General features: G+C 71.3%; 17 protein-coding genes. 6 read left to right on the top strand and 11 right to left on the bottom strand.

The window, feature by feature from the left end:
- The first annotated feature begins 3 nt into the window (after window positions 1-3).
- From RIC31_RS10890 to RIC31_RS10880, 3 genes are read left to right on the top strand one after another with little or no spacing between them, the layout of a single operon-like run.
- The gene (locus RIC31_RS10890; RefSeq protein WP_350106560.1) at window positions 4-1,287 is read left to right on the top strand and encodes a divergent polysaccharide deacetylase family protein; all 1,284 of its coding nucleotides are present in this window, start codon (window positions 4-6) and stop codon (window positions 1,285-1,287) included.
- 26 nt (window positions 1,288-1,313) lie between these two features.
- Window positions 1,314-1,820 (top strand): RNA pyrophosphohydrolase, encoded by a 507-nt coding sequence (locus tag RIC31_RS10885; RefSeq protein WP_350106557.1) that lies wholly within the window; start codon window positions 1,314-1,316, stop codon window positions 1,818-1,820.
- A gap of 48 nt (window positions 1,821-1,868) precedes the next feature.
- Window positions 1,869-3,128, top strand: coding sequence for a hypothetical protein (locus tag RIC31_RS10880; RefSeq protein ID WP_350106554.1), 1,260 nt, complete (start codon window positions 1,869-1,871; stop codon window positions 3,126-3,128).
- Window positions 3,129-3,162: 34 nt separating this feature from the next.
- Here the strand turns inward: RIC31_RS10880 and RIC31_RS10875 are convergent, their stop codons facing one another.
- The 10 genes from RIC31_RS10875 to RIC31_RS10830 all read right to left on the bottom strand — a co-directional run bounded on the left by RIC31_RS10875 (window position 3,163) and on the right by RIC31_RS10830 (window position 14,949).
- The gene (locus tag RIC31_RS10875) at window positions 3,163-3,513 is read right to left on the bottom strand and encodes a YdbL family probable chaperone protein (RefSeq protein WP_350106551.1); all 351 of its coding nucleotides are present in this window, start codon (window positions 3,511-3,513) and stop codon (window positions 3,163-3,165) included.
- A gap of 10 nt (window positions 3,514-3,523) precedes the next feature.
- Complete coding sequence (locus RIC31_RS10870; RefSeq protein ID WP_350106548.1) at window positions 3,524-3,718, bottom strand: YnbE family lipoprotein; 195 nt, start codon at window positions 3,716-3,718, stop codon at window positions 3,524-3,526.
- Window positions 3,711-6,920 carry an intermembrane phospholipid transport protein YdbH family protein gene (locus RIC31_RS10865; protein ID WP_350106545.1) on the bottom strand — a complete coding sequence of 1,070 codons (3,210 nt, stop codon included), beginning with the start codon at window positions 6,918-6,920 and terminating at the stop codon, window positions 3,711-3,713. Before RIC31_RS10865 ends, RIC31_RS10870 begins: the two co-directional genes overlap by 8 nt.
- 123 nt (window positions 6,921-7,043) lie before the next feature.
- The gene (locus RIC31_RS10860) at window positions 7,044-7,454 is read right to left on the bottom strand and encodes a F0F1 ATP synthase subunit epsilon (protein ID WP_350106542.1); all 411 of its coding nucleotides are present in this window, start codon (window positions 7,452-7,454) and stop codon (window positions 7,044-7,046) included.
- A 41-nt stretch (window positions 7,455-7,495) separates the two neighbouring features.
- On the bottom strand, window positions 7,496-8,920 hold the full coding sequence (gene atpD, locus RIC31_RS10855; RefSeq protein WP_350106539.1) for a F0F1 ATP synthase subunit beta: 1,425 nt from the start codon (window positions 8,918-8,920) through the stop codon (window positions 7,496-7,498).
- Window positions 8,921-8,966: 46 nt separating this feature from the next.
- Window positions 8,967-9,848 (bottom strand): F0F1 ATP synthase subunit gamma, encoded by an 882-nt coding sequence (locus RIC31_RS10850; protein ID WP_350106535.1) that lies wholly within the window; start codon window positions 9,846-9,848, stop codon window positions 8,967-8,969.
- A gap of 95 nt (window positions 9,849-9,943) precedes the next feature.
- Complete coding sequence (gene atpA / locus RIC31_RS10845) at window positions 9,944-11,479, bottom strand: F0F1 ATP synthase subunit alpha (RefSeq protein WP_350106533.1); 1,536 nt, start codon at window positions 11,477-11,479, stop codon at window positions 9,944-9,946.
- A complete protein-coding gene (locus RIC31_RS10840) occupies window positions 11,479-12,030 on the bottom strand; it encodes a F0F1 ATP synthase subunit delta (protein WP_350106845.1) in 552 nt (183 codons plus the stop codon). The genes atpA and RIC31_RS10840 overlap by 1 nt, the downstream gene beginning before the upstream one ends.
- 207 nt (window positions 12,031-12,237) lie before the next feature.
- Window positions 12,238-12,741 (bottom strand): GNAT family N-acetyltransferase, encoded by a 504-nt coding sequence (locus tag RIC31_RS10835; RefSeq protein ID WP_350106530.1) that lies wholly within the window; start codon window positions 12,739-12,741, stop codon window positions 12,238-12,240.
- A gap of 9 nt (window positions 12,742-12,750) precedes the next feature.
- A complete protein-coding gene (locus RIC31_RS10830; RefSeq protein WP_350106527.1) occupies window positions 12,751-14,949 on the bottom strand; it encodes a primosomal protein N' in 2,199 nt (732 codons plus the stop codon).
- A gap of 265 nt (window positions 14,950-15,214) precedes the next feature.
- Here RIC31_RS10830 and fsa point away from each other — a divergent pair, with 265 nt between their 5' ends.
- Genes fsa through RIC31_RS10815 form a run of 3 tightly spaced genes read left to right on the top strand, consistent with a single transcriptional unit; the run spans window position 15,215 to window position 17,600 of the window.
- Window positions 15,215-15,904 (top strand): fructose-6-phosphate aldolase, encoded by a 690-nt coding sequence (gene fsa / locus RIC31_RS10825; protein ID WP_350106524.1) that lies wholly within the window; start codon window positions 15,215-15,217, stop codon window positions 15,902-15,904.
- On the top strand, window positions 15,901-16,638 hold the full coding sequence (locus tag RIC31_RS10820; protein WP_350106521.1) for a DUF484 family protein: 738 nt from the start codon (window positions 15,901-15,903) through the stop codon (window positions 16,636-16,638). The genes fsa and RIC31_RS10820 overlap by 4 nt, the downstream gene beginning before the upstream one ends.
- Window positions 16,617-17,600: a tyrosine recombinase XerC gene (locus tag RIC31_RS10815; RefSeq protein WP_350106518.1), complete on the top strand. Its 984-nt coding sequence runs from the start codon at window positions 16,617-16,619 to the stop codon at window positions 17,598-17,600. The genes RIC31_RS10820 and RIC31_RS10815 overlap by 22 nt, the downstream gene beginning before the upstream one ends.
- A 37-nt stretch (window positions 17,601-17,637) precedes the next feature.
- On the opposite strand, the gene RIC31_RS10810 is transcribed toward RIC31_RS10815, so the two are convergent.
- Window positions 17,638-17,814, bottom strand: a 177-nt coding sequence (locus tag RIC31_RS10810; RefSeq protein ID WP_350106842.1) for a transposase, incomplete at its 5' end; no start/stop codon positions are given.

Below are 17,814 nucleotides of genomic sequence, written 5' to 3'. Positions count from 1 at the left end.
ACCGTGAAGCTGCCCAAGATACGGCTTCCCTTCCTGAACAGGCGCCCGAATACCGGCGACCCGGACGGGGTGGACCCGCTCGACGACGCGATGGCGGCGCCGTCAGCGGCAGCCGAGCCGGCCGGCGACGCCGGGAACGGCTCTCGCCTGAAAGGCATCGCCGTGGCCGCCGCCACCGCTGCGCTGGCGGTCCTGGTGATCGGCGGCACCGGTGCCCTGATCGGCTGGATCCTGGTGAATGCCGAGACGACCGAGGCACGGCGGGCCCTGCAACGCCCGCAGCTCACGGTGCCGATCCTGGCCGACGGCGAGGCGCCGACGCCGAACAGTTCCGCCAGCGCCATGCCCGCGAAGCCGGCCGACGGCCGTGCCGCCGCCGATCCGCACGGCAAGCCCGAGCCGGGTCCCGGCGGACCCGACGCCGGGCACGGGACACCGGGCGCGATGCCGGCGGCCGAGGAGCCGCCGCCGGCGGACGGGGTCCGGCTGGCAGCGGTCGACCCGACCCTGCTGGAGACCAAGAACGACATCAAGCTGCCGATGGTCGGACCGGACGGCCGGCAGCCCTGGTCGACCTACGGACGCCCGTTCAACCTGGACGACACCCGGCCGCGCGTGGCCGTCGTGGTGGTCGGGCTGGGCCTCAGCAAGGAGCTGACCGACCACGCGATCACCGGCCTGCCTGGCGCCATCAGCCTGAGCTTCTCGCCTTACGCCCGAAACATCGAGTCGCTGATGGCCAAGGCGAGGCGCGCCGGACACGAGACCCTGATCGACCTGCCGATGGAGCCGCTGGACTTTCCGCGCGACGATCCCGGGCCGTCGACCCTGCTGACCTCGCTGTCGCTGGTCGACAACCTCAACCGCCTGGAATGGGTGCTCGGCCGGGCACCCGGCTATGTCGGCGTGGCGACCTGGATGGGCTCGCAGTTCAGCACCGTCGAGGACGCGCTGATGCCGATCCTGCAGGGTCTCAAGCAGCGCGGGCTGATGTTCGTCGACAGCCGGGCGACCTCGCGCAGCATCGCCACCGAGCTGGCCTCGTCGATCCAGCTGCCGCGCGCCTTCAACAACGCCTTCATCGATTCCACCCCGTCGATCGATGCGGTCGACCGGGCGCTCGCCGGGCTGGAGTCGATTGCCCGCCAGCAGCGCTACGCGGTCGGCATCGCGCGCCCGCTGCCGGTCACGCTCGACCGGTTGATGCGCTGGGCCGGCACGCTGGAGGCCAAGGGCCTGGCGCTGGCGCCGGTGTCCGCGATCGCCGACCGCCAGCGGCTGCGCTGACGTCCGGCCGCCTTGAGGAAAGCCAATTGACCGCCCCGGACTCGCTACCGTACCGGCCCTGTGTCGGCATCATGCTGTTCGACGCCCGCGGCCGGGTGTTCGTCGGGCGCCGTATCGACACGCCGGACGCCTGGCAAATGCCCCAGGGCGGGATCGACGACGGCGAGGCGCCGGAGGCCGCCGCCCTGCGCGAACTCGAGGAGGAGATCGGTACCGCCGCCGCGGTGATCGAGGCCGGCACCGCCGGCTGGCTCACCTACGATCTGCCGGGCCATCTGGTCGGTAAGCTGTGGGGCGGTCGCTGGCGCGGCCAGCGTCAGAAATGGTTCGCCTGCCGTTTCACCGGGACCGATCAGGACATCCGGCTCGACACCGCACATCCGGAGTTCGACGCCTGGCGCTGGGTGGGCATCGACGAGCTGACCTCGCTGATCGTGCCGTTCAAGAAGGCGATCTACGCGGCGGTGATCGAGGAGCTCGGCCCGGCTGTCCGCCAACGCGCCGCAGGCACCAGTCAAGCCGAGCGTTCCTAATCCCGTCATACCAGCGTAAACTCCTGTGAAATCAGTTGGGGGACGCGAATGCGCGGCATCAATCTGCCTCAGACTTTCGAGCGCAGGGGAACCGCCGTCCCGTTCCACCAGAAGGACTTGGCGCATGCGCGGGTGCGCGAGTATTTCCATGGTGAGGATCGGCTGCTTGAAGCGGTGATCCCGAACTACTCGGGCGCCCGGCGCGGCGAACTGGTCGTGGTGCCGTGGGAACAGGTCACCCAGCTCGCCAGCCTGGATCTGCGGGACCAGCGGGTGCACGAGCAGGTTCTCCGCACTGTCACGGTCCGCGACCTCGACCCCGTCAACATCCGCGACATCTGCCTGAAAGCCGACGCCGCGCTGAGCGGCGACCCGGCCATCCAGGAGGCGGCGCAGCGGGCGGCCCAGCGCGACGCCGAGGACAAGGCCATGGTCCGGCTTTCGTTCATCGCCCAGCTGACGCGCGAATGCGGGATCGCCAAAGGCGACCAGCTGATGGCCCGCACCAACACGCGGACGCTCATGGACCTGATGGGCGGCGACTCCGGCCGCACCCGCATCGACCTCGACCTGCTGATCGAGCGGGTGATGATCTTCGCAGCCGAGCGCGGCAAGTGCACCGTGAGCGACGCCAAGAGCTACCTCGACCCGCTGGTCGGCATGATCACGCCGTTCGGCAACGTCACCGCCAAGGGCGAGGAGAAGAGCAACGGCTTCCTGTACCTTCAGCACACCCGGCTGCTGAACTTCCGGTCCGAGGTCACCGCTTACCGCAGTCAGGTTCGCGAGGAGCTGGACCGCCAGGTGGAGCTGATCGTCGAAGCCGCCGACGAGTGCATCGGCTACGTCAACGAGCGGCTCAGCCAGCTCAACGAGCTGATGGGCAAGCTGGCCGACCTGTTCGACCAGAACCTGGCGGCCATCGACCGGCTCGAGCGGCTGCGGCGCGACATCGCCTACGGGCTCGACGGCTGGGACGACATGATCTCGGTCTGGCGCGATGCCTATGTCGCCCGCGACGCCATCGGCGGCAGCCGCGCCGTCGAGCGCGCCATCCATCGCATCTCCGGGTACGCCCCGCGAATTCCGGTCCGCGAGCTGTTCCCGGACCACGAACAGGTCAAGTCGGGCTCGCGCTACGAGCAGGCCCGGGTCCGGATGGTCAGCCAGATGCACAGCTGGGAAAACGACCGTCTCGACTCCGAGCTGCAGACGCGCGTCGAGGAAGGCCGCAAGCGCCGGCCGCACACCCGCTTCGTTCAGATGAACAACGAAGACGACGACCGGCCGCCGGAGAAGTCGGACTGAAGGCCGGCGCCGGCGCGCAGCCGGCGATCCGTCGCTACTTCCGGATCCAGCGCCCGGCGGCGTCCATGACGAAGGTCCCGGCGGCCGCGCGGCCGATCAGCTTCTGCCCGGCCAGCGCCTCGACCTGCTCGCGCGGCACGCCGTTCTGCTTGGCCACGCTCTCGTAGGCGTCGCGGCGTTCGGCATTCACCTGCGCGACCAGCGCCGCCGCCTCGGCCGGAGCCGCCGCGTCGACCAGGCCGATATAGCCGTCGCGACGCTCGCCGATCCAGCCCTTGGCCTTCGCGGCATCGAGGTCGAGCGCCAGCGCCGGAACCGGGCCGAAAGCGGCGGCCGCGGACAGCGCGGTCAGCGCCGCGACCAGTGTTCGTCGCCCGAACCGCATCACCCTCTCCTCAGAAGATCTTCTTGTCGCTCTTGAACAGCTCTTCGAGGTCCCGCTCGACCTTGATCCGGACCTCCTGTTCGATCTTGATGTTCAGATTGATCGTGATCGGCTCCTTCGGCGCCTCCAGCGCAATGCGCGGCGTGCAGGCCGCGAGGGCCAGGGACGCTCCGAGGACCAGGGGCAGCAGGCGGCCGCTAGCCACCGCTCGACGCCTCCAGGCGCCGGCGGATGACGTCGGTAAGCCCCAGGCTGCGGCGGAGATTGCCGAACAGCTGGTCGAGCGCCCCCTCGAGGGTGACGTTGAGGGCGATCGGGTAGCCGTCATAGAGGTCCGGATTGGCACCGCGCAACCTGAGTTTTACGTCGAACGGTTCTCCGGGGCGGCCGTCGGCCTCGACCTCGAAGGACTCGTATTCGAAATTCCTGATCGCCTCGAGGAGAAGGCTAACCTGCTCGCCGGAATCCTGCAATCCGGGGGCGCCGTCCTTGGGTCGGTAACGCAGCTGCCCACCGCCGGTTCCGGCGGTCAGCCGCGCCTGCCGGACCGCCAGACCGGACCGCGGGTCCCACAGCAGCGGCAGCCATCCGGACAGGGTTCCGGTCGCGCTCAGTCCTTCCAGGTCGATGACCTCGGCCAGCCGGGCGGCATCGACCTTCTCGACCGTCAGCACCACCGGAACGGCCCGGCCGCCGTCCAGCGGCACCGCCACGTCCTCGGCGCTGACCCGGCCGTCGGCGAACCGGGCCTCGACGCTCTCCAGGCGCAGGATGCGCTCCGGCTCGAGGCGGAACCGTACCCGCGGGGCGACGATCGGGATGCCGATGTCGACCGCAGTCGCCGTCAGCTCCTGGCCCGGCGGCGTGGCCGGCGGGTCGACCTGGGTCAGCGCCACCGACCCGCCCAGCCCGGTCACCGTCCCGACCGACCCGGTGAAACCCAGATCCTTCAGGGTCAGGGTCAACGGGTCGTCCGGCGGCACCGCCTCGCCCGGCCAGCGCACCCGGCCGGCGAGCGATATTTCCCCCGACGCGCTGCGGAACATCGCGGCCGCCGCCGGCGACAGGTCGGCCGGCTGCAGCCCGCCCGGCACGAACCGGATCGGGAACAGGGTCAGTGCCGCCTCGCCGCGGCCGGTGGACGGCGCGTGATGGCCGTCGGCATCCAGAACGAAGGCGCCGTCGCCGCCGCGCAGGGTCACCCGGAACGCAAGCCGGTCCGGATTCCTGGCGGTCGCCGCGCCACGCACCAGGCCCTCGAGCGAGAGCGGCACGAAGCGCGCCAGACGCGCCTGGTCGGCCAGCTTGCGGGCCCGCAGGTCGACCCGTTCCAGGCGCGCGCCGTTCGGCGCCAGCGCCATGCGCAGGTCGGCGGCCAGACCCTCCAGTCTCACGCCGGCCGGTGCGATCCCGGCCGCCGCGTTCGCCAGCCTGATCCGCAGCCGCCCTGCCGCCTCGGGCGCCAGGGTAGCGTCGACGTCGACCCGCATCGGCGCGAGATCGATCCGCCACCGCCCCGGCTCGGCCGACGCCAGGGCAAGCGCCGGGAGATCGAGGGGCAGCCGCAGCACGAGCGGACCGCCGTCCGCCGGAACCGTCGCGATCGGATTTCGGGTGGCCGCGATGCGCGCCGTCAATCCCTCGATCGGCGCCAGCGGGGCGGCTGGCGCCAGCCGGTCGACGCTCAGCAGGCCCGGCGACGCCAGTACGACGTCCACGCCGCCGTCGCCGGGCTCGATCCGACCCGAGACGGCGGCGGTCATCCCTGACATCCCGCGGTCCGGCGCGCTGGCACGGACGGTCATGTCGAACCGGCCGGCAGGCCCCGTCGGCCCGACCGTCAGGTCCTCGACCACCGCATCGAGATGCCGTAGCACGACGCCGGCCCGGGTCACGCCGGCGACCTGCACCGCCGCCCGGACCAGCCGCTCCAGCTCCCAGCCGGCGGGCCCGAGTCGGAACGCGGCACTGCCCTCGACCGCGCCGCGCGCACCGTCCTCCGACAGCGCCGCCGCCGGTCCCGCGACCTCCAGCCGGGCCGCGCCGAACGGCTCCTCCAGCAGCAGTCTGAACGGAGTGTCGACGGTGCCGAGGGTGATCTCGACAGGCGAGGCGAGCAGTTCGTCGACCGGCGGGCTGGCCGGCTCGGTCTCGACGGTCAGCGGCTCGACGGTCTCGACCGACAGCCGTCCGGCGGCGAGTGCCAGTGCCAGGCGCGCGGTGCCGCGAACGCGGCCGTAGCCCGGCGGCAACGCCCCATCGTCCAGCGTCACCGTCACCCCGCCCGATGCCACCGCACCGGACCACATAGCCGCCGGCGTCGGGTCGTCGAGCGAGAGCGCGCCCCCGATCTCGGCGGTGGCCGTACCACGCCACGCCATCGGCGGCCGGTCGGTCCAGGCCGCCAGGATCGCGTCGATGCGCGCCAGGTCGGCCCGCAGCTCGATCCGGAACGGCCGGCGGCCGTCCGGGCCTGCCGCATCGGCGGTCGCCGCCGCCACGACGCCGGGTTCCGGACCGTCCCCCAGCCGGGCGGTGGCGGAGAGCCCGTCCGGATCGTAGCGCAGACGCAGGGACGGATCCGCCAGGGCGACCTCGCCGGCGACCGCCCGGACCGCCGTCAGTGCGGCGCTCAGCACCGGCGATCCGGCGCTCGGCAGGGCCAGGACGACGGTGCCGCCCAGGCCGTCGACCGCCAGGGTCCCGCGCTGCAGCCGACCGTCGCCGATACCCAGGTTCACCCGTGTGGCGGCAGCGTCCAGGTCGAGCGCGAGGCGGCCTTCGGCGGCGACCGCCAGGCCGGGCGGCAGGATCGAGGTCTGGGGCGCGCCGGTGCCGTCGGTCGCGGCGTCGAGCCGCCAGGCCAGAGTCGCGGCCAGGCCGGTCGGCGCGGGTGCGAGGATGCCGTCGAGGCGCAGCCGCCCGGTGGCGGCGCCGGCCAGCCGAACGGTCGCGTCCCGGATCTCAATCTGCCGCAGGGCCGCCGGTCCGTCGGCTGGCCCGTGGGGCGTCCCGTCGGGTTGCGAACCGAAGGCCGCCACCACCGCGTCCAGGCTGCCGAGGCCGACACCGCCGGCCGGGCCGACCGTCGCGCGGAGCTCGGGCGCGACCACCGTCACCGTCCGCAACCGGCCGCCCAGCAGTTCGCGCGGGTCGAAGGCCAGACGGACACGCTCGGCCGTCAGGGCGGCATCGGCGTTGACGCGCAGGTCGGTCAGCTCGACATGGCCGGTCGACAGCCCGTCGATGCGGAAGGCCAGGTCGTCGATCACCTCGGCGCCGGCGGCGTAGTTGACCGCCCAGCGCACCACCCGTGGCGGCACGACGTCCCGGCCAATCCAGATGGCCGGTGCCAGCACGGCGACGATCGCCAGCAGGATCAGGACCGAGCGGCCCAGCCAATGCACCCTAGCGACTCCCTCCGACGCGGCCGCGAATCGGGAAGGAGTATGACAAGACGCCAAACGGCCGTCCAACGGACGGCCGCTCGGGGTGTCTGGGGTATCGCGGGACGGCCGGAGCCGGTCGCTCTAAGCGGCGCGCCGGGTCGCCGCCAGCAGCGCCTCGAGGGTGCGGATACGCTCCTCGAGCTTGCCGCGCTCGATCGCGTCGCTGGTATCCTTGAGGACGTCGCGATCGCCCGCGAGGGTCTTCTCGGTCTCCGCCACGTTGACCTCGGAGAGTAGCGTCGCTTCCTCGGCCAGCACCGTGCAGCGGGTCTCGGTCACCTCGGCGAAGCCGCCGGCGACGAAGATCCGGTCGACCACCTGGCCGCCCTCGTAGATGTCGATCACGCCGGCCGACAACGTCGAGATCATCGGCGCGTGCCGCGGCAGCACACCGAAGTACCCCTCGCTGCCGGGGACGACGACCATCTCGACGTCACGGGAGAGGACCAGCCTCTCCGGAGACACGAGCTCGAACTGGGTGGTCTCAGCCATCGATCCCTACCTCTTTGCCGACGCTTCGCGATCCAGCCCGATCAGGCGGCCTCGGCCGCCATCTTGCGGGCCTTCTCGATGACCTCGTCGATGCCGCCGACCATGTAGAACGCGGCCTCCGGCAGGTCGTCGTACTCGCCGTCGACGATGGCCTTGAAGCCCTTGATGGTGTCCTCGAGCGCGACCAGCTTGCCCGGGCTGCCCGTGAACACCTCGGCGACGTGGAACGGCTGCGACAGGAAGCGCTGGATCTTGCGGGCCCGCGCGACCGTCAGACGGTCCTCTTCCGAGAGCTCGTCCATGCCCAGGATGGCGATGATGTCCTGCAGCGACTTGTACTGCTGCAGCACTTCCTGGACGCGGCGGGCGACGTTGTAGTGCTCGTCGCCGATGACCCGCGGGTCGAGCATGCGCGAGGTCGAGTCGAGCGGGTCGACCGCCGGGTAGATGCCGAGCTCGGCGATCTGCCGGTTCAGCACCGTGGTGGCGTCGAGGTGCGAGAACGACGTGGCCGGCGCCGGGTCGGTCAGGTCGTCGGCCGGCACGTAGATCGCCTGCACCGAGGTGATCGAGCCCTTCTTGGTGGTGGTGATCCGCTCCTGCAGGGCGCCCATGTCGGTCGCCAGGGTCGGCTGGTAGCCCACCGCCGACGGGATGCGCCCGAGCAGTGCCGACACCTCGGAGCCCGCCTGGGTGAAGCGGAAGATGTTGTCGACGAAGAACAGCACGTCCTGGCCTTCCTCGTCGCGGAAGTACTCGGCCAGGGTCAGACCGGTCAGGCCGACGCGGGCGCGGGCCCCCGGCGGCTCGTTCATCTGGCCGTAGACCAGCGCGGCCTTCGAGCCCGGGCCGTCCGGCACGATGACGCCCGACTCGACCATCTCGTGATAGAGGTCGTTGCCCTCGCGGGTCCGCTCGCCGACGCCGGCGAACACCGAGTAGCCGCCATGCGCCTTCGCGACGTTGTTGATCAGTTCCATGATCAGCACGGTCTTGCCGACGCCGGCGCCGCCGAACAGGCCGATCTTGCCGCCCTTGGCGTAGGGCGCCAGCAGGTCGATGACCTTGATGCCGGTGATCAGGATCTCGGCCTCGGTCGACTGGTCGACATACTCCGGCGCCGGGCGGTGGATCGGGTAGTGCATCTTGCTCTCGACCGGCGGCCGCTCGTCGGCCGGCTGGCCGATTACGTTCAGGATGCGGCCGAGAGTCTCGGGGCCGACCGGCACGGTGATCGGGGCACCGGTGTCCTCGACCGACTGGCCGCGGACGGCGCCCTCGGTGGAGTCCATGGCGATCGTGCGCACCGTGCTCTCGCCCAGGTGCTGCGCCACTTCCAGCACCAGGAGGTTGTCGCCGATCTTGGTGTGCAACGCGTTCAGGATCGGCGGCAGCTCGCCCTCGAACTTCACGTCGACGACGGCGCCAATGACCTGGGTAATCTTGCCGGTAGCGTTGTTCGCCATGCTCTAGGCTCCTCGGTTGGGCGGGGGAGGCGGAGGGTGGTCGGCCTCAGAGCGCCTCTGCGCCCGAAATGATCTCGATAAGCTCCTTGGTGATCACCGCCTGACGGGTCCGGTTGTAGGTCATCGTCAGTCGGTCGATCATGTCGCCGGCATTGCGCGTGGCGCTGTCCATCGCCGTCATCCGCGCGCCGTGCTCGCTGGCCGCATTCTCCAGGAGCGCGGCATAGATCTGGGTGGCGACGTTGCGCGGCAGCAGGGCCGCGAGGATGCCTTCCTCGTCGGGCTCGTACTCGTACAGCGCCTTCAGCTCGTCACCCTGATCCTCCTCGGCCTCCGGGATGCTGGCCGGGATCAGCTGCTGGGCGGTGACGATCTGGCTCATCGCCGACTTGAAGCGGTTGAAGAAGATCGTGCAGACGTCGAACTCGCCGGCATCGAAGCCGTGGATCAGCTCGCGGGCGATGTCGTTGGCGGTCTCGAAGCCGACCACCGTTCGGGCGATGTTCTCCAGCGACTTGACGATCTGCGACGCATGCGTTCGGCGCAGCTGGTCGCGGGCCTTGCGGCCGACGGTCATGATCCGGACGGTCTTGCCGGACTTCTCCAGCTCGGTGATGCGGCGCCGGGCGGCGCGCACGATCGATGAGTTGAAGCCGCCGCACAGGCCGCGGTCGGCGGTCGCGACGACGATCATATGCACGTCGTCCTTGCCGGTTCCGGCGATCAGCTTCGGCCCGCCGGAACTGCCCACCTTGGCGCCGAGCGACGCGATCATCCGGTCCATGCGCTGGGCGTAGGGCCGCGCGGCCTCGGCCGCCTCCTGCGCCCGGCGCAGCTTGGCGGCCGCGACCATCTTCATGGCCGAGGTGATCTTCTGCGTCGACTTGACGCTTTTGATCCGGATCTTCAGGTCCTTGAGGTTGGCCATCGTACCGTCCGCTGCCGCACCGTTCGCGTTGTGTCGCCGGGCCGCCGGTCAGCGGGTCCCGGTGTCGGGCGCGCCCCGGAGGACGCGCCCCTGGATCAGGCGAAGGTCTTGGCGAAGGAGTCCATGAACTCCTTCAGCTTGCCCTGGGTGTCGTCCGACAGCGCCTTCTCGGTGCGGATCGCGTCGAGGATGCCGGGTGCCTTCGCCTTGATGTCGGCGATAACCTGGCTCTCGAAGCGGCCGATGTCGGCGATCGCGATCTTGTCGAGATAGCCGCGCACGCCGGCGAAGATCGAAATCACCTGCTCCTCGACCGTCATCGGGCTGAACTGCGGCTGCTTCAACAGCTCGGTCAGACGCGCGCCGCGGGCCAGCAGGCGCTGGGTGGCGGCGTCGAGGTCCGAGGCGAACTGAGCGAAGGCGGCCATCTCGCGATACTGCGCGAGCTCCAGCTTGATGCTGCCGGCAACCTGCTTCATGGCCTTGATCTGGGCGGCCGAGCCGACCCGGCTGACCGACAGGCCGACGTTCACCGCCGGCCGGATACCGCGATAGAACAGGTCGGTCTCGAGGAAGATCTGGCCGTCGGTGATCGAGATCACGTTGGTCGGGATGTAGGCCGACACGTCACCGGCCTGGGTCTCGATGACCGGCAGCGCGGTCAGCGAGCCGGCGCCGTTGGCGTCGTTCATCTTGGCGGCGCGCTCGAGCAGGCGCGAGTGCACGTAGAACACGTCGCCCGGATAGGCCTCGCGCCCCGGCGGGCGGCGCAGCAGCAGCGACATCTGGCGGTAGGACACGGCCTGCTTCGAAAGGTCGTCGTACACGATGACCGCGTGCATGCCGTTGTCGCGGAAGTACTCGCCCATCGCGCAACCGGTATACGGCGCCAGGAACTGCAGCGGCGCCGGCTCGGAGGCGGTGGCGGCGACCACGATCGAGTACTCCATCGCGCCGTAGTCTTCGAGGGTCTTGACGATCTGGGCGACCGTCGAGCGCTTCTGGCCGATCGCGACGTAGATGCAGAACAGCTTCTTGCTGTCGTCGTCGCCGGCCGCGTCGTTGACGGCCTTCTGGTTGATGAAGGTGTCGACGGCGATGGCGGTCTTGCCGGTCTGGCGGTCGCCGATGATCAGCTCGCGCTGGCCGCGGCCGACCGGGATCAGGCTGTCGATCGCCTTCAGGCCGGTCTGCATCGGCTCGTGCACCGACTTGCGCGGCATGATGCCCGGCGCCTTGACCTCGACGCGCTTGCGCTCGACGTCCTTCAGCGGCCCCTTGCCGTCGATCGGGTTGCCGAGGCCGTCGACCACGCGGCCGAGCAGGCCCTTGCCGACGGGCGCGTCGACGATGGCGCCGGTCCGCTTGACGGTGTCGCCTTCCTTGATGTTGCGATCGTCGCCGAAGATCACGATACCGACGTTGTCGGTCTCGAGGTTCAGCGCCATGCCGCGGATACCACCCGGAAACTCGACCATCTCGCCGGCCTGGACCTGGTCCAGCCCGTAGACGCGCGCGATACCGTCACCGACCGAGAGCACCTGCCCGACCTCGGCGACTTCCGCCTCGGCCCCGAAATTGGCGATCTGCTCCTTGAGGATGCCGGAAATTTCAGCGGCACGGATGTCCATCAGCCAATCCCTTTCATGGCGAGCTGCAGGCGCTGCAGCTTGGTACGGAGCGAACTGTCGATCATGCGCGAGCCGACGCGCACGATAAGGCCGCCGATCAGCGACGGATCGACGGTGAGATCAACGGTGACCTTCTGGCCCACCACCTTGCGCAGCGCCTCGGTGACCGAGGCGACCTGCTCGTCGGACAGCGACACCGCCGAGGTGACCTGCGCGGCGACCTCGCCGCGACGGCGGGCCAGCTCGGACAGATAGGCGTCGATCATCCGCGGAATCGCGAACAGCCGGCGGTTGGCCGCGAGCACGCCGAGGAACTTGGCGGTGAGCGGATTCGCCCCCGCCTTGTTCGCAACGGCGAGGATGCCCCTGCTCTGGTCGTTCCGGGTAAGCACCGGCGACCGGATCAGGCGCACGAAGTCCGGACTCTCGTTCAGAAGCTGCCGCAGCGCGGACAGGTCCGAAGCGACGTCATCCAGAACCTTGCCCTCGTCGGCCAGCTCGTAGAGCGCCAACGCGTATCGAGCGGCAAGCCCTTGGGTTTCCGATGCCACGAGGAAACGCCCCTTCGTCTCGATCGGTGCCGACTGAAATCCCGTCCGGATGACGGGACCACGCCGACAGGCCGCGTGGTTGGTGAAGCCGCCGCGCAAAGGCCTCCCGGAGAGGCCTCCCCCCGCGGCGCGGCGCCTAACTAGCACACGGGTCCGGGGGCTGCAAGCGGACACGGCACAGCAAGTCACGCGACAGCCATCGCGCTGCTAACCGACGGTTTCCGCCGGTTTTTCCATCATCGTCATCGGTACGTCGCAGCCGGCGACCGTCATCGTCCCCGGGCCGGTCACCCGATAGCCGAGGCGCTGGTAGAACGGCACGGCGTTCAGGTTGGCGCGCACCACGAAATCGCGGCAGCCGGCGGCCCCGGCCCGGGCCTCGGCGGCCTCGACCAGGCGCCGGCCGAATCCGCGGCCGGCCAGGCCCGGCTCCACGAACACCTTGCGGATCCTGCCGGTCGGCGGCTGCGAGCCGAAGACCGCACCCCAGCCGGCCGAGCCGAGGATTGCCCCGCCCGGGCCGACCGCCAGCCAGACGTCGTTGCCGAGCAGCGCCTCGGGATAGTCCGGCTCCCGCGTCGCCGCCAGCAGCAGGGCGATTTGCGTGGCGTCGTAGTGGGTGCGCCCGAGCTCGGCCATCGCCCGGCACTGCATGGCGACGGTCTCGTCCAGGTCGGCGGGAACCAGCGGGCGAAGCAGCGGATCGGACATCGCCCGACTCTACATGAAGCTGTACGGGTCGACGTCGATCGCCAGCCGGACCGCGTTCTCCAGCCTGATCGGCGTCAGCCAGTCGCGCAGCACGCGCTGCAGGTTGATCTCCTTGCGGGCCTTCACCAGCAGCCGGCGGCGGTGCCGGCCGCGCAGCAGGGCGAGCGGGGCGGGGGCCGGGCCGAGCACCGTCACCCCCTCGAGCCGCGGGGCGGCGCGGGCGATCGCGCGGGCGGCGGCGTCGGCGCGCTCCGGGTCCGGCGCCGACACCACCAGCCCGGCCAGCCGCCCGAATGGCGGCATGCCCGCGGCCCGGCGCTGCTCGGCCTCGTATTCCAGGAACCGGTCGCGGTCGCCGGCCGCCAGCGCCGCCATCACCGGGTTCTCCGGCACATGGGTCTGCAGCAGCACCCGGCCCGGCCGCTCGGCCCGGCCGGCGCGGCCGGCGACCTGGTGCAGCATCTGGTAGGTGCGCTCGCCGGCCCGCAGGTCGCCGCCGGCCAGGCCGAGGTCGGCATCGACCACGCCGACCAGGGTCAGCCACGGGAAGTGGTGGCCCTTGGCGACGATCTGGGTGCCGACGATCACGTCGATCTCGCGGGCGTTGACGGCACGCACGAACTCGCCGGCCTGCTCAGGCCCGAGGATGGTGTCCGACGACGCGATCTGGAAGCGCGCCTCCGGGAACCGGCTCAGCACCTCCTCGGCCAGCCGCTCGACCCCGGGGCCGCTGGCCACGAAGCTGTCCTCGGCCTCGCAGGACGGGCAGACCCGCGGCATACGCCCGGAAAAGCCGCAGTGATGGCATTGCAGCCGGCCCAGCAGCCGATGCTCGACCAGCCAGGCCGTGCAGTTCGGGCATTCCAGCCGGTGCCCGCAGCCGCGGCACAGGGTCAGCGGGGCATAGCCGCGGCGGTTCAGGAACAGCAGCACCTGCTCGCCGTCGGCCAGCGTACGCTCGACCGCCCGCACCAGGGCGGGGGCCAGGAAGCGGCCGCGCTCCGGGCGGTCGCGGCGCAGGTCGATCAGCTCGACCGTCGGCAGCTCGGCGACGCCCGGCCGGGCCGCCAGGTGCAGCGCGCGGTAGCGGCCGCCGCGCACGTTCTCCAGGGTCTCCAGGCTGGGCGTGGCCGACACCAGGGCAACCGGAACGCCCTCCAGCCGGGCCCGCACCACCGCCATGTCGCGGGCCTGGTAGGCGACCCCGTCCTCCTGCTTGTAGGCAGGCTCGTGCTCCTCGTCGACGACGATCAGGCCGAGCTCGGCGAACGGCAGGAACAGCGCCGAGCGGGCGCCCACCAGCACCCGAGCGGTGCCCTCGGCGACCGCCCGCCAGGTCTCGCGCCGGACTTTCGGCTTGAGCTCCGAGTGCCAGACCGCCGGGGCGGTGCCGAAGCGGTCGGCGAAGCGCTCCAGCCACTGTGCCGACAGCGCGATCTCGGGCAGCAGCACCAGGGCCTGCCGGCCGGCCGACAGCGCCGCGGCGATCGCCTCGAAATACACCTCGGTCTTGCCGGAGCCGGTGACCCCGTCGAGGGCGGTGACCGAGAACGCCCGGTCCGCCACCGACCGGCGCAGCGCCGCCGCCGCGTCGGCCTGCTCGCCGGTCAGGGCGTGCCCGGCCCGGTCTGGATCCGGCGGCTGGAACGGCGGCGACGGCGTCAGGGCGTGGCGCTCCAGCAGCCCGGACTCCAGCATCGACTTGATGACCGCCGGGCCGATCGCCGCCTCGCGTGCCAGGTCCTTCGGCTCCAGCGCCGGGCCGTCGAGCGCCGCCAGCGCCCGCCGCCGCGCCGGCGTCATCCGGGTCCCCTCGGGCCATGCCGCCTGCGGCACCGCCGTCAGGACATGGGACGCCGGCGGCGGCTCGAGCGCGCCCGGCGAGCTGACCGCCATCCGCAGCACCGAGCCGCGCGGCGCCAGGGTCCAGCTCGCCACCCAGTCGACCAGGTCGAGTACCGCGGCCGGCAGCGGCGGCACGTCGTAGGCCCGCAGCACGCCGCGCAGCCGCTCGTCCGGCACGTCGTCGCCGCCGGGGCCGAGCACCACGCCGATCAGCCGGCGCTTGCCGAGCGGCACCTCGACCACGGCGCCGCGGCCCAGCCCCCAGGCCGGGTCGGCCTTGTAGTCGTAGGCCGCGTCGAGCGGCAGCGGCAGCAGCACGCTGACCCTCTCGAACGGCGCGTCGAGGGCGAACAGGTCGTCCAAGCGGCGAAACTCTCCTTGCATGCCCCGGGCTATGGCAGGCCCTGGCGGCGATTCGGCGGCGGCCACCGCCGGCCGGCTTCGGGCACCGGATTCGGTAACCGGATTCGGGGCGCGAGTCTGCCGCCCGATCGCCGCCCCTACAACGCGGGTGTGCCGGACGACGCGCGACCGGCCGCTCGGCTGGCCGGTTTCTTGGCGATGGGGTAGACTCGACAAATCGATTCGCGTAGGGCTCCGGCCTTCCACGAGTGGGGACCAACCGGCCATGAAGTTCTTCATCGACACCGCCGACGTGGCGGAGATCCGCGACCTGGCAAGCACGGGGCTGGTCGACGGCGTGACCACCAATCCGTCGCTGATCGCCAAGTCCGGCCGGCCGATGGCCGACGTGATCGCCGAGATCTGCGACGTGGTTCCAGGCCCGGTCTCGGCCGAGGTGACCGCGACCGACCACGCCACCATGCTGCGCGAGGGCCGCTACCTCGCCTCGATCGCCAAGAACATCGCGGTCAAGGTGCCGCTGACGGTCGACGGCCTGAAGACCTGCAAGGTGCTGTCCGACGCCGGCACGCCGGTCAACGTCACCCTGTGCTTCTCGGCGGCCCAGGCGCTGCTGGCGGCCAAGGCCGGCGCCGCCTACATCTCGCCCTTCGTCGGCCGGCTCGACGACATCGGCGCGGTCGGCATGGACCTGATCGCCGAGATCGTCGAGATCTACGCCGCCTACGACTTCCGGACCGCGGTGCTGGTCGCGTCGATCCGCGGCCCGCAGCACGTGATCGAGGCCGCCAAGCTGGGCGCCGACGTCTCGACCCTGCCGCCGGCGGTGCTGCGCCAGATGTACAAGCACCCGCTCACCGACAAGGGCCTGGAGGCGTTCCTGGCCGACTGGGCGAAGACCGGTCAGTCGATCCTGGGCCAGTCCGATCAGGGGCCGGAGACCGACGCCGCATGACGGACAAGGTCCCGGCCAAGAGCGCGAAGGGCAGCGGCCGCCCGCCGGGCGACCTGAAGGAGCTGACGGCCGACCGCATCGTCGACTACCTGAAGCGCCACCCGGACTTCCTGGTCGACAACCCGGGCCTGCTGGAGATCCTGACGCCGCCGCGCCGCAGCGCCGGCAACGTGGTCGACTTCCAGCACGCCATGGTGCAGCGCCTGAAGACCGAGAACGAGAAGCTGCAGGCCGCCCAGGACTACCTGGTCACCACCGCGCGGGCCAACCAGTCGATCCAGTCGCGGGTGCATGATTCAGTACTGTCGATCCTGCGGGCGCCGTCCTTCGAGAGCATGATCCACACGGTCACCGGCGACCTGGCGATCCAGCTCGACGTCGACGCCGTGACCATCGGCGTCGAGGCCGGCGACGTGCCGATCCCGAAGGCCTATGCCGCCGGCATCCGGGCGCTGCCCGAGGGCGCGGTCGACAGCATGCTGGGGCGCGGCCGCGACGTCCTGCTGACCGGCAACATCAACGGCGACCCGCGGCTGTTCGGGGCCGCCGCCGGCCTGGTCCGCAGCCAGGCGCTGACCCGGCTGCGGGCCTCGACCCAGGCGCCGGTCGGCCTGCTGGCCCTGGGTTCCCGCAAGCCCGACGGCTTCGTCGCCGGCCAGGGCACCGAACTGCTCGGCTTCCTGGCCCGGGCGCTCGAGATCATGATCCGGCAGTGGCTGCACCTGCCCGGCTGAGCGACCCCCTCGACCCCGCGCCCGATAACGGCACTGGGCCGGTCGACGCGCGCCTGTCCGCCGCCATCGCCGACTGGCGGCAATGGCTGACTTCCGAGAAGCGGGTCTCGCCCCACACGCTTTCCGCCTACGGCCGCGACCTCGGCGGCTTCCTCGGCTTCCTGGCCGGGCATCTCGGCGACTCGGTGTCGTTGCCGGCGCTGGCGGCGCTCACGCCCGCCGACCTCCGGGCCTGGCTGGCGCGCCGGGCGCTGGACGGGCTGGAGAAGAGCTCGACCGCGCGGGCGCTGTCCACCGTGCGCGGGTTCTTCCGGTTCCTGGAGCGCCGCGGCCTGGCCGCCAACGCCGCGGTCGGCGCGGTGCGCGGCCCGCGGGTGCCGCGCTCGGTGCCGAAGGCGCTGACCGTCGACGAGGCGATGGACGCCCTGGAGAGCGTCGGCGAGCTGTCGGACGAGCCCTGGGTGGCGGCGCGCGACGCGGCGGTTCTGGCACTGCTGTACGGCTGCGGGCTGCGGGTCGGCGAGGCTCTGGCGCTCGACCGCAGGGCGCTGCCGCTCGGCGACACGATCACCATCACCGGCAAGGGCGGCAAGGCACGGATGCTGCCGGTGCTGCCGGTGGTGCGGCGCGCCGTCGACGACTACCTGACGCTATGCCCGTACCGGCTCGGCCCCGGCGACCCGTTGTTCGTCGGCGTGCGCGGCGGCCGGCTCGGCGCCCGGCGGGTGCAGCAGGCGATCCAGACCCTGCGCGGCTGGCTCGGCCTGCCCGAGACCGCCACGCCGCACGCGCTCCGGCACTCCTTCGCCACCCACCTGCTGGCCGGCGGCGGCGACCTGCGCGCCATCCAGGAGCTGCTCGGCCACGCCTCGCTGTCGACGACCCAGCGCTACACCGAGGTCGACGCCGCCCGGCTGCTCGACGTGCACCGATCGGCGCATCCGCGGGACCGGGGGCGGTAGCGATGGTCTCGAGCCGGCCGGGGGGTCGCAGGCTCGCCTAGGTCGTGGGCTCATATTGCCTGATCCAGAGTCGGGCGGATGCGAGTGCGATGGCGGCGAGGAAGTTTCTGGCGAGCTTGTGATATCGGGTTGCGATGGCCCGGAAGTGTTTGAGTCGGTTGAAGAAGCGTTCGACGAGGTTGCGTTGTCGGTAGATCTGATGGTCGACGGATCG

The organism is Thalassobaculum sp., from assembly GCF_040219615.1.
Lineage (GTDB): Bacteria > Pseudomonadota > Alphaproteobacteria > Thalassobaculales > Thalassobaculaceae > Thalassobaculum_A.
This window is presented reverse-complemented; position numbering and strand designations above follow the sequence as displayed.

Excerpts from the sequence above, each read along its gene's own strand:
- RIC31_RS10880 (WP_350106554.1), top strand. The coding sequence starts at position 1,869 with ATGCGCGGCATCAATCTGCCTCAGACTTTCGAGCGCAGGGGAACCGCC.
- RIC31_RS10875 (WP_350106551.1), bottom strand. The coding sequence starts at position 3,513 with ATGCGGTTCGGGCGACGAACACTGGTCGCGGCGCTGACCGCGCTGTCC.
- RIC31_RS10860 (WP_350106542.1), bottom strand. The coding sequence starts at position 7,454 with ATGGCTGAGACCACCCAGTTCGAGCTCGTGTCTCCGGAGAGGCTGGTC.
- atpD (WP_350106539.1), bottom strand. The coding sequence starts at position 8,920 with ATGGCGAACAACGCTACCGGCAAGATTACCCAGGTCATTGGCGCCGTC.
- RIC31_RS10850 (WP_350106535.1), bottom strand. The coding sequence starts at position 9,848 with ATGGCCAACCTCAAGGACCTGAAGATCCGGATCAAAAGCGTCAAGTCG.
- atpA (WP_350106533.1), bottom strand. The coding sequence starts at position 11,479 with ATGGACATCCGTGCCGCTGAAATTTCCGGCATCCTCAAGGAGCAGATC.
- RIC31_RS10835 (WP_350106530.1), bottom strand. The coding sequence starts at position 12,741 with ATGTCCGATCCGCTGCTTCGCCCGCTGGTTCCCGCCGACCTGGACGAG.
- fsa (WP_350106524.1), top strand. The coding sequence starts at position 15,215 with ATGAAGTTCTTCATCGACACCGCCGACGTGGCGGAGATCCGCGACCTG.
- RIC31_RS10820 (WP_350106521.1), top strand. The coding sequence starts at position 15,901 with ATGACGGACAAGGTCCCGGCCAAGAGCGCGAAGGGCAGCGGCCGCCCG.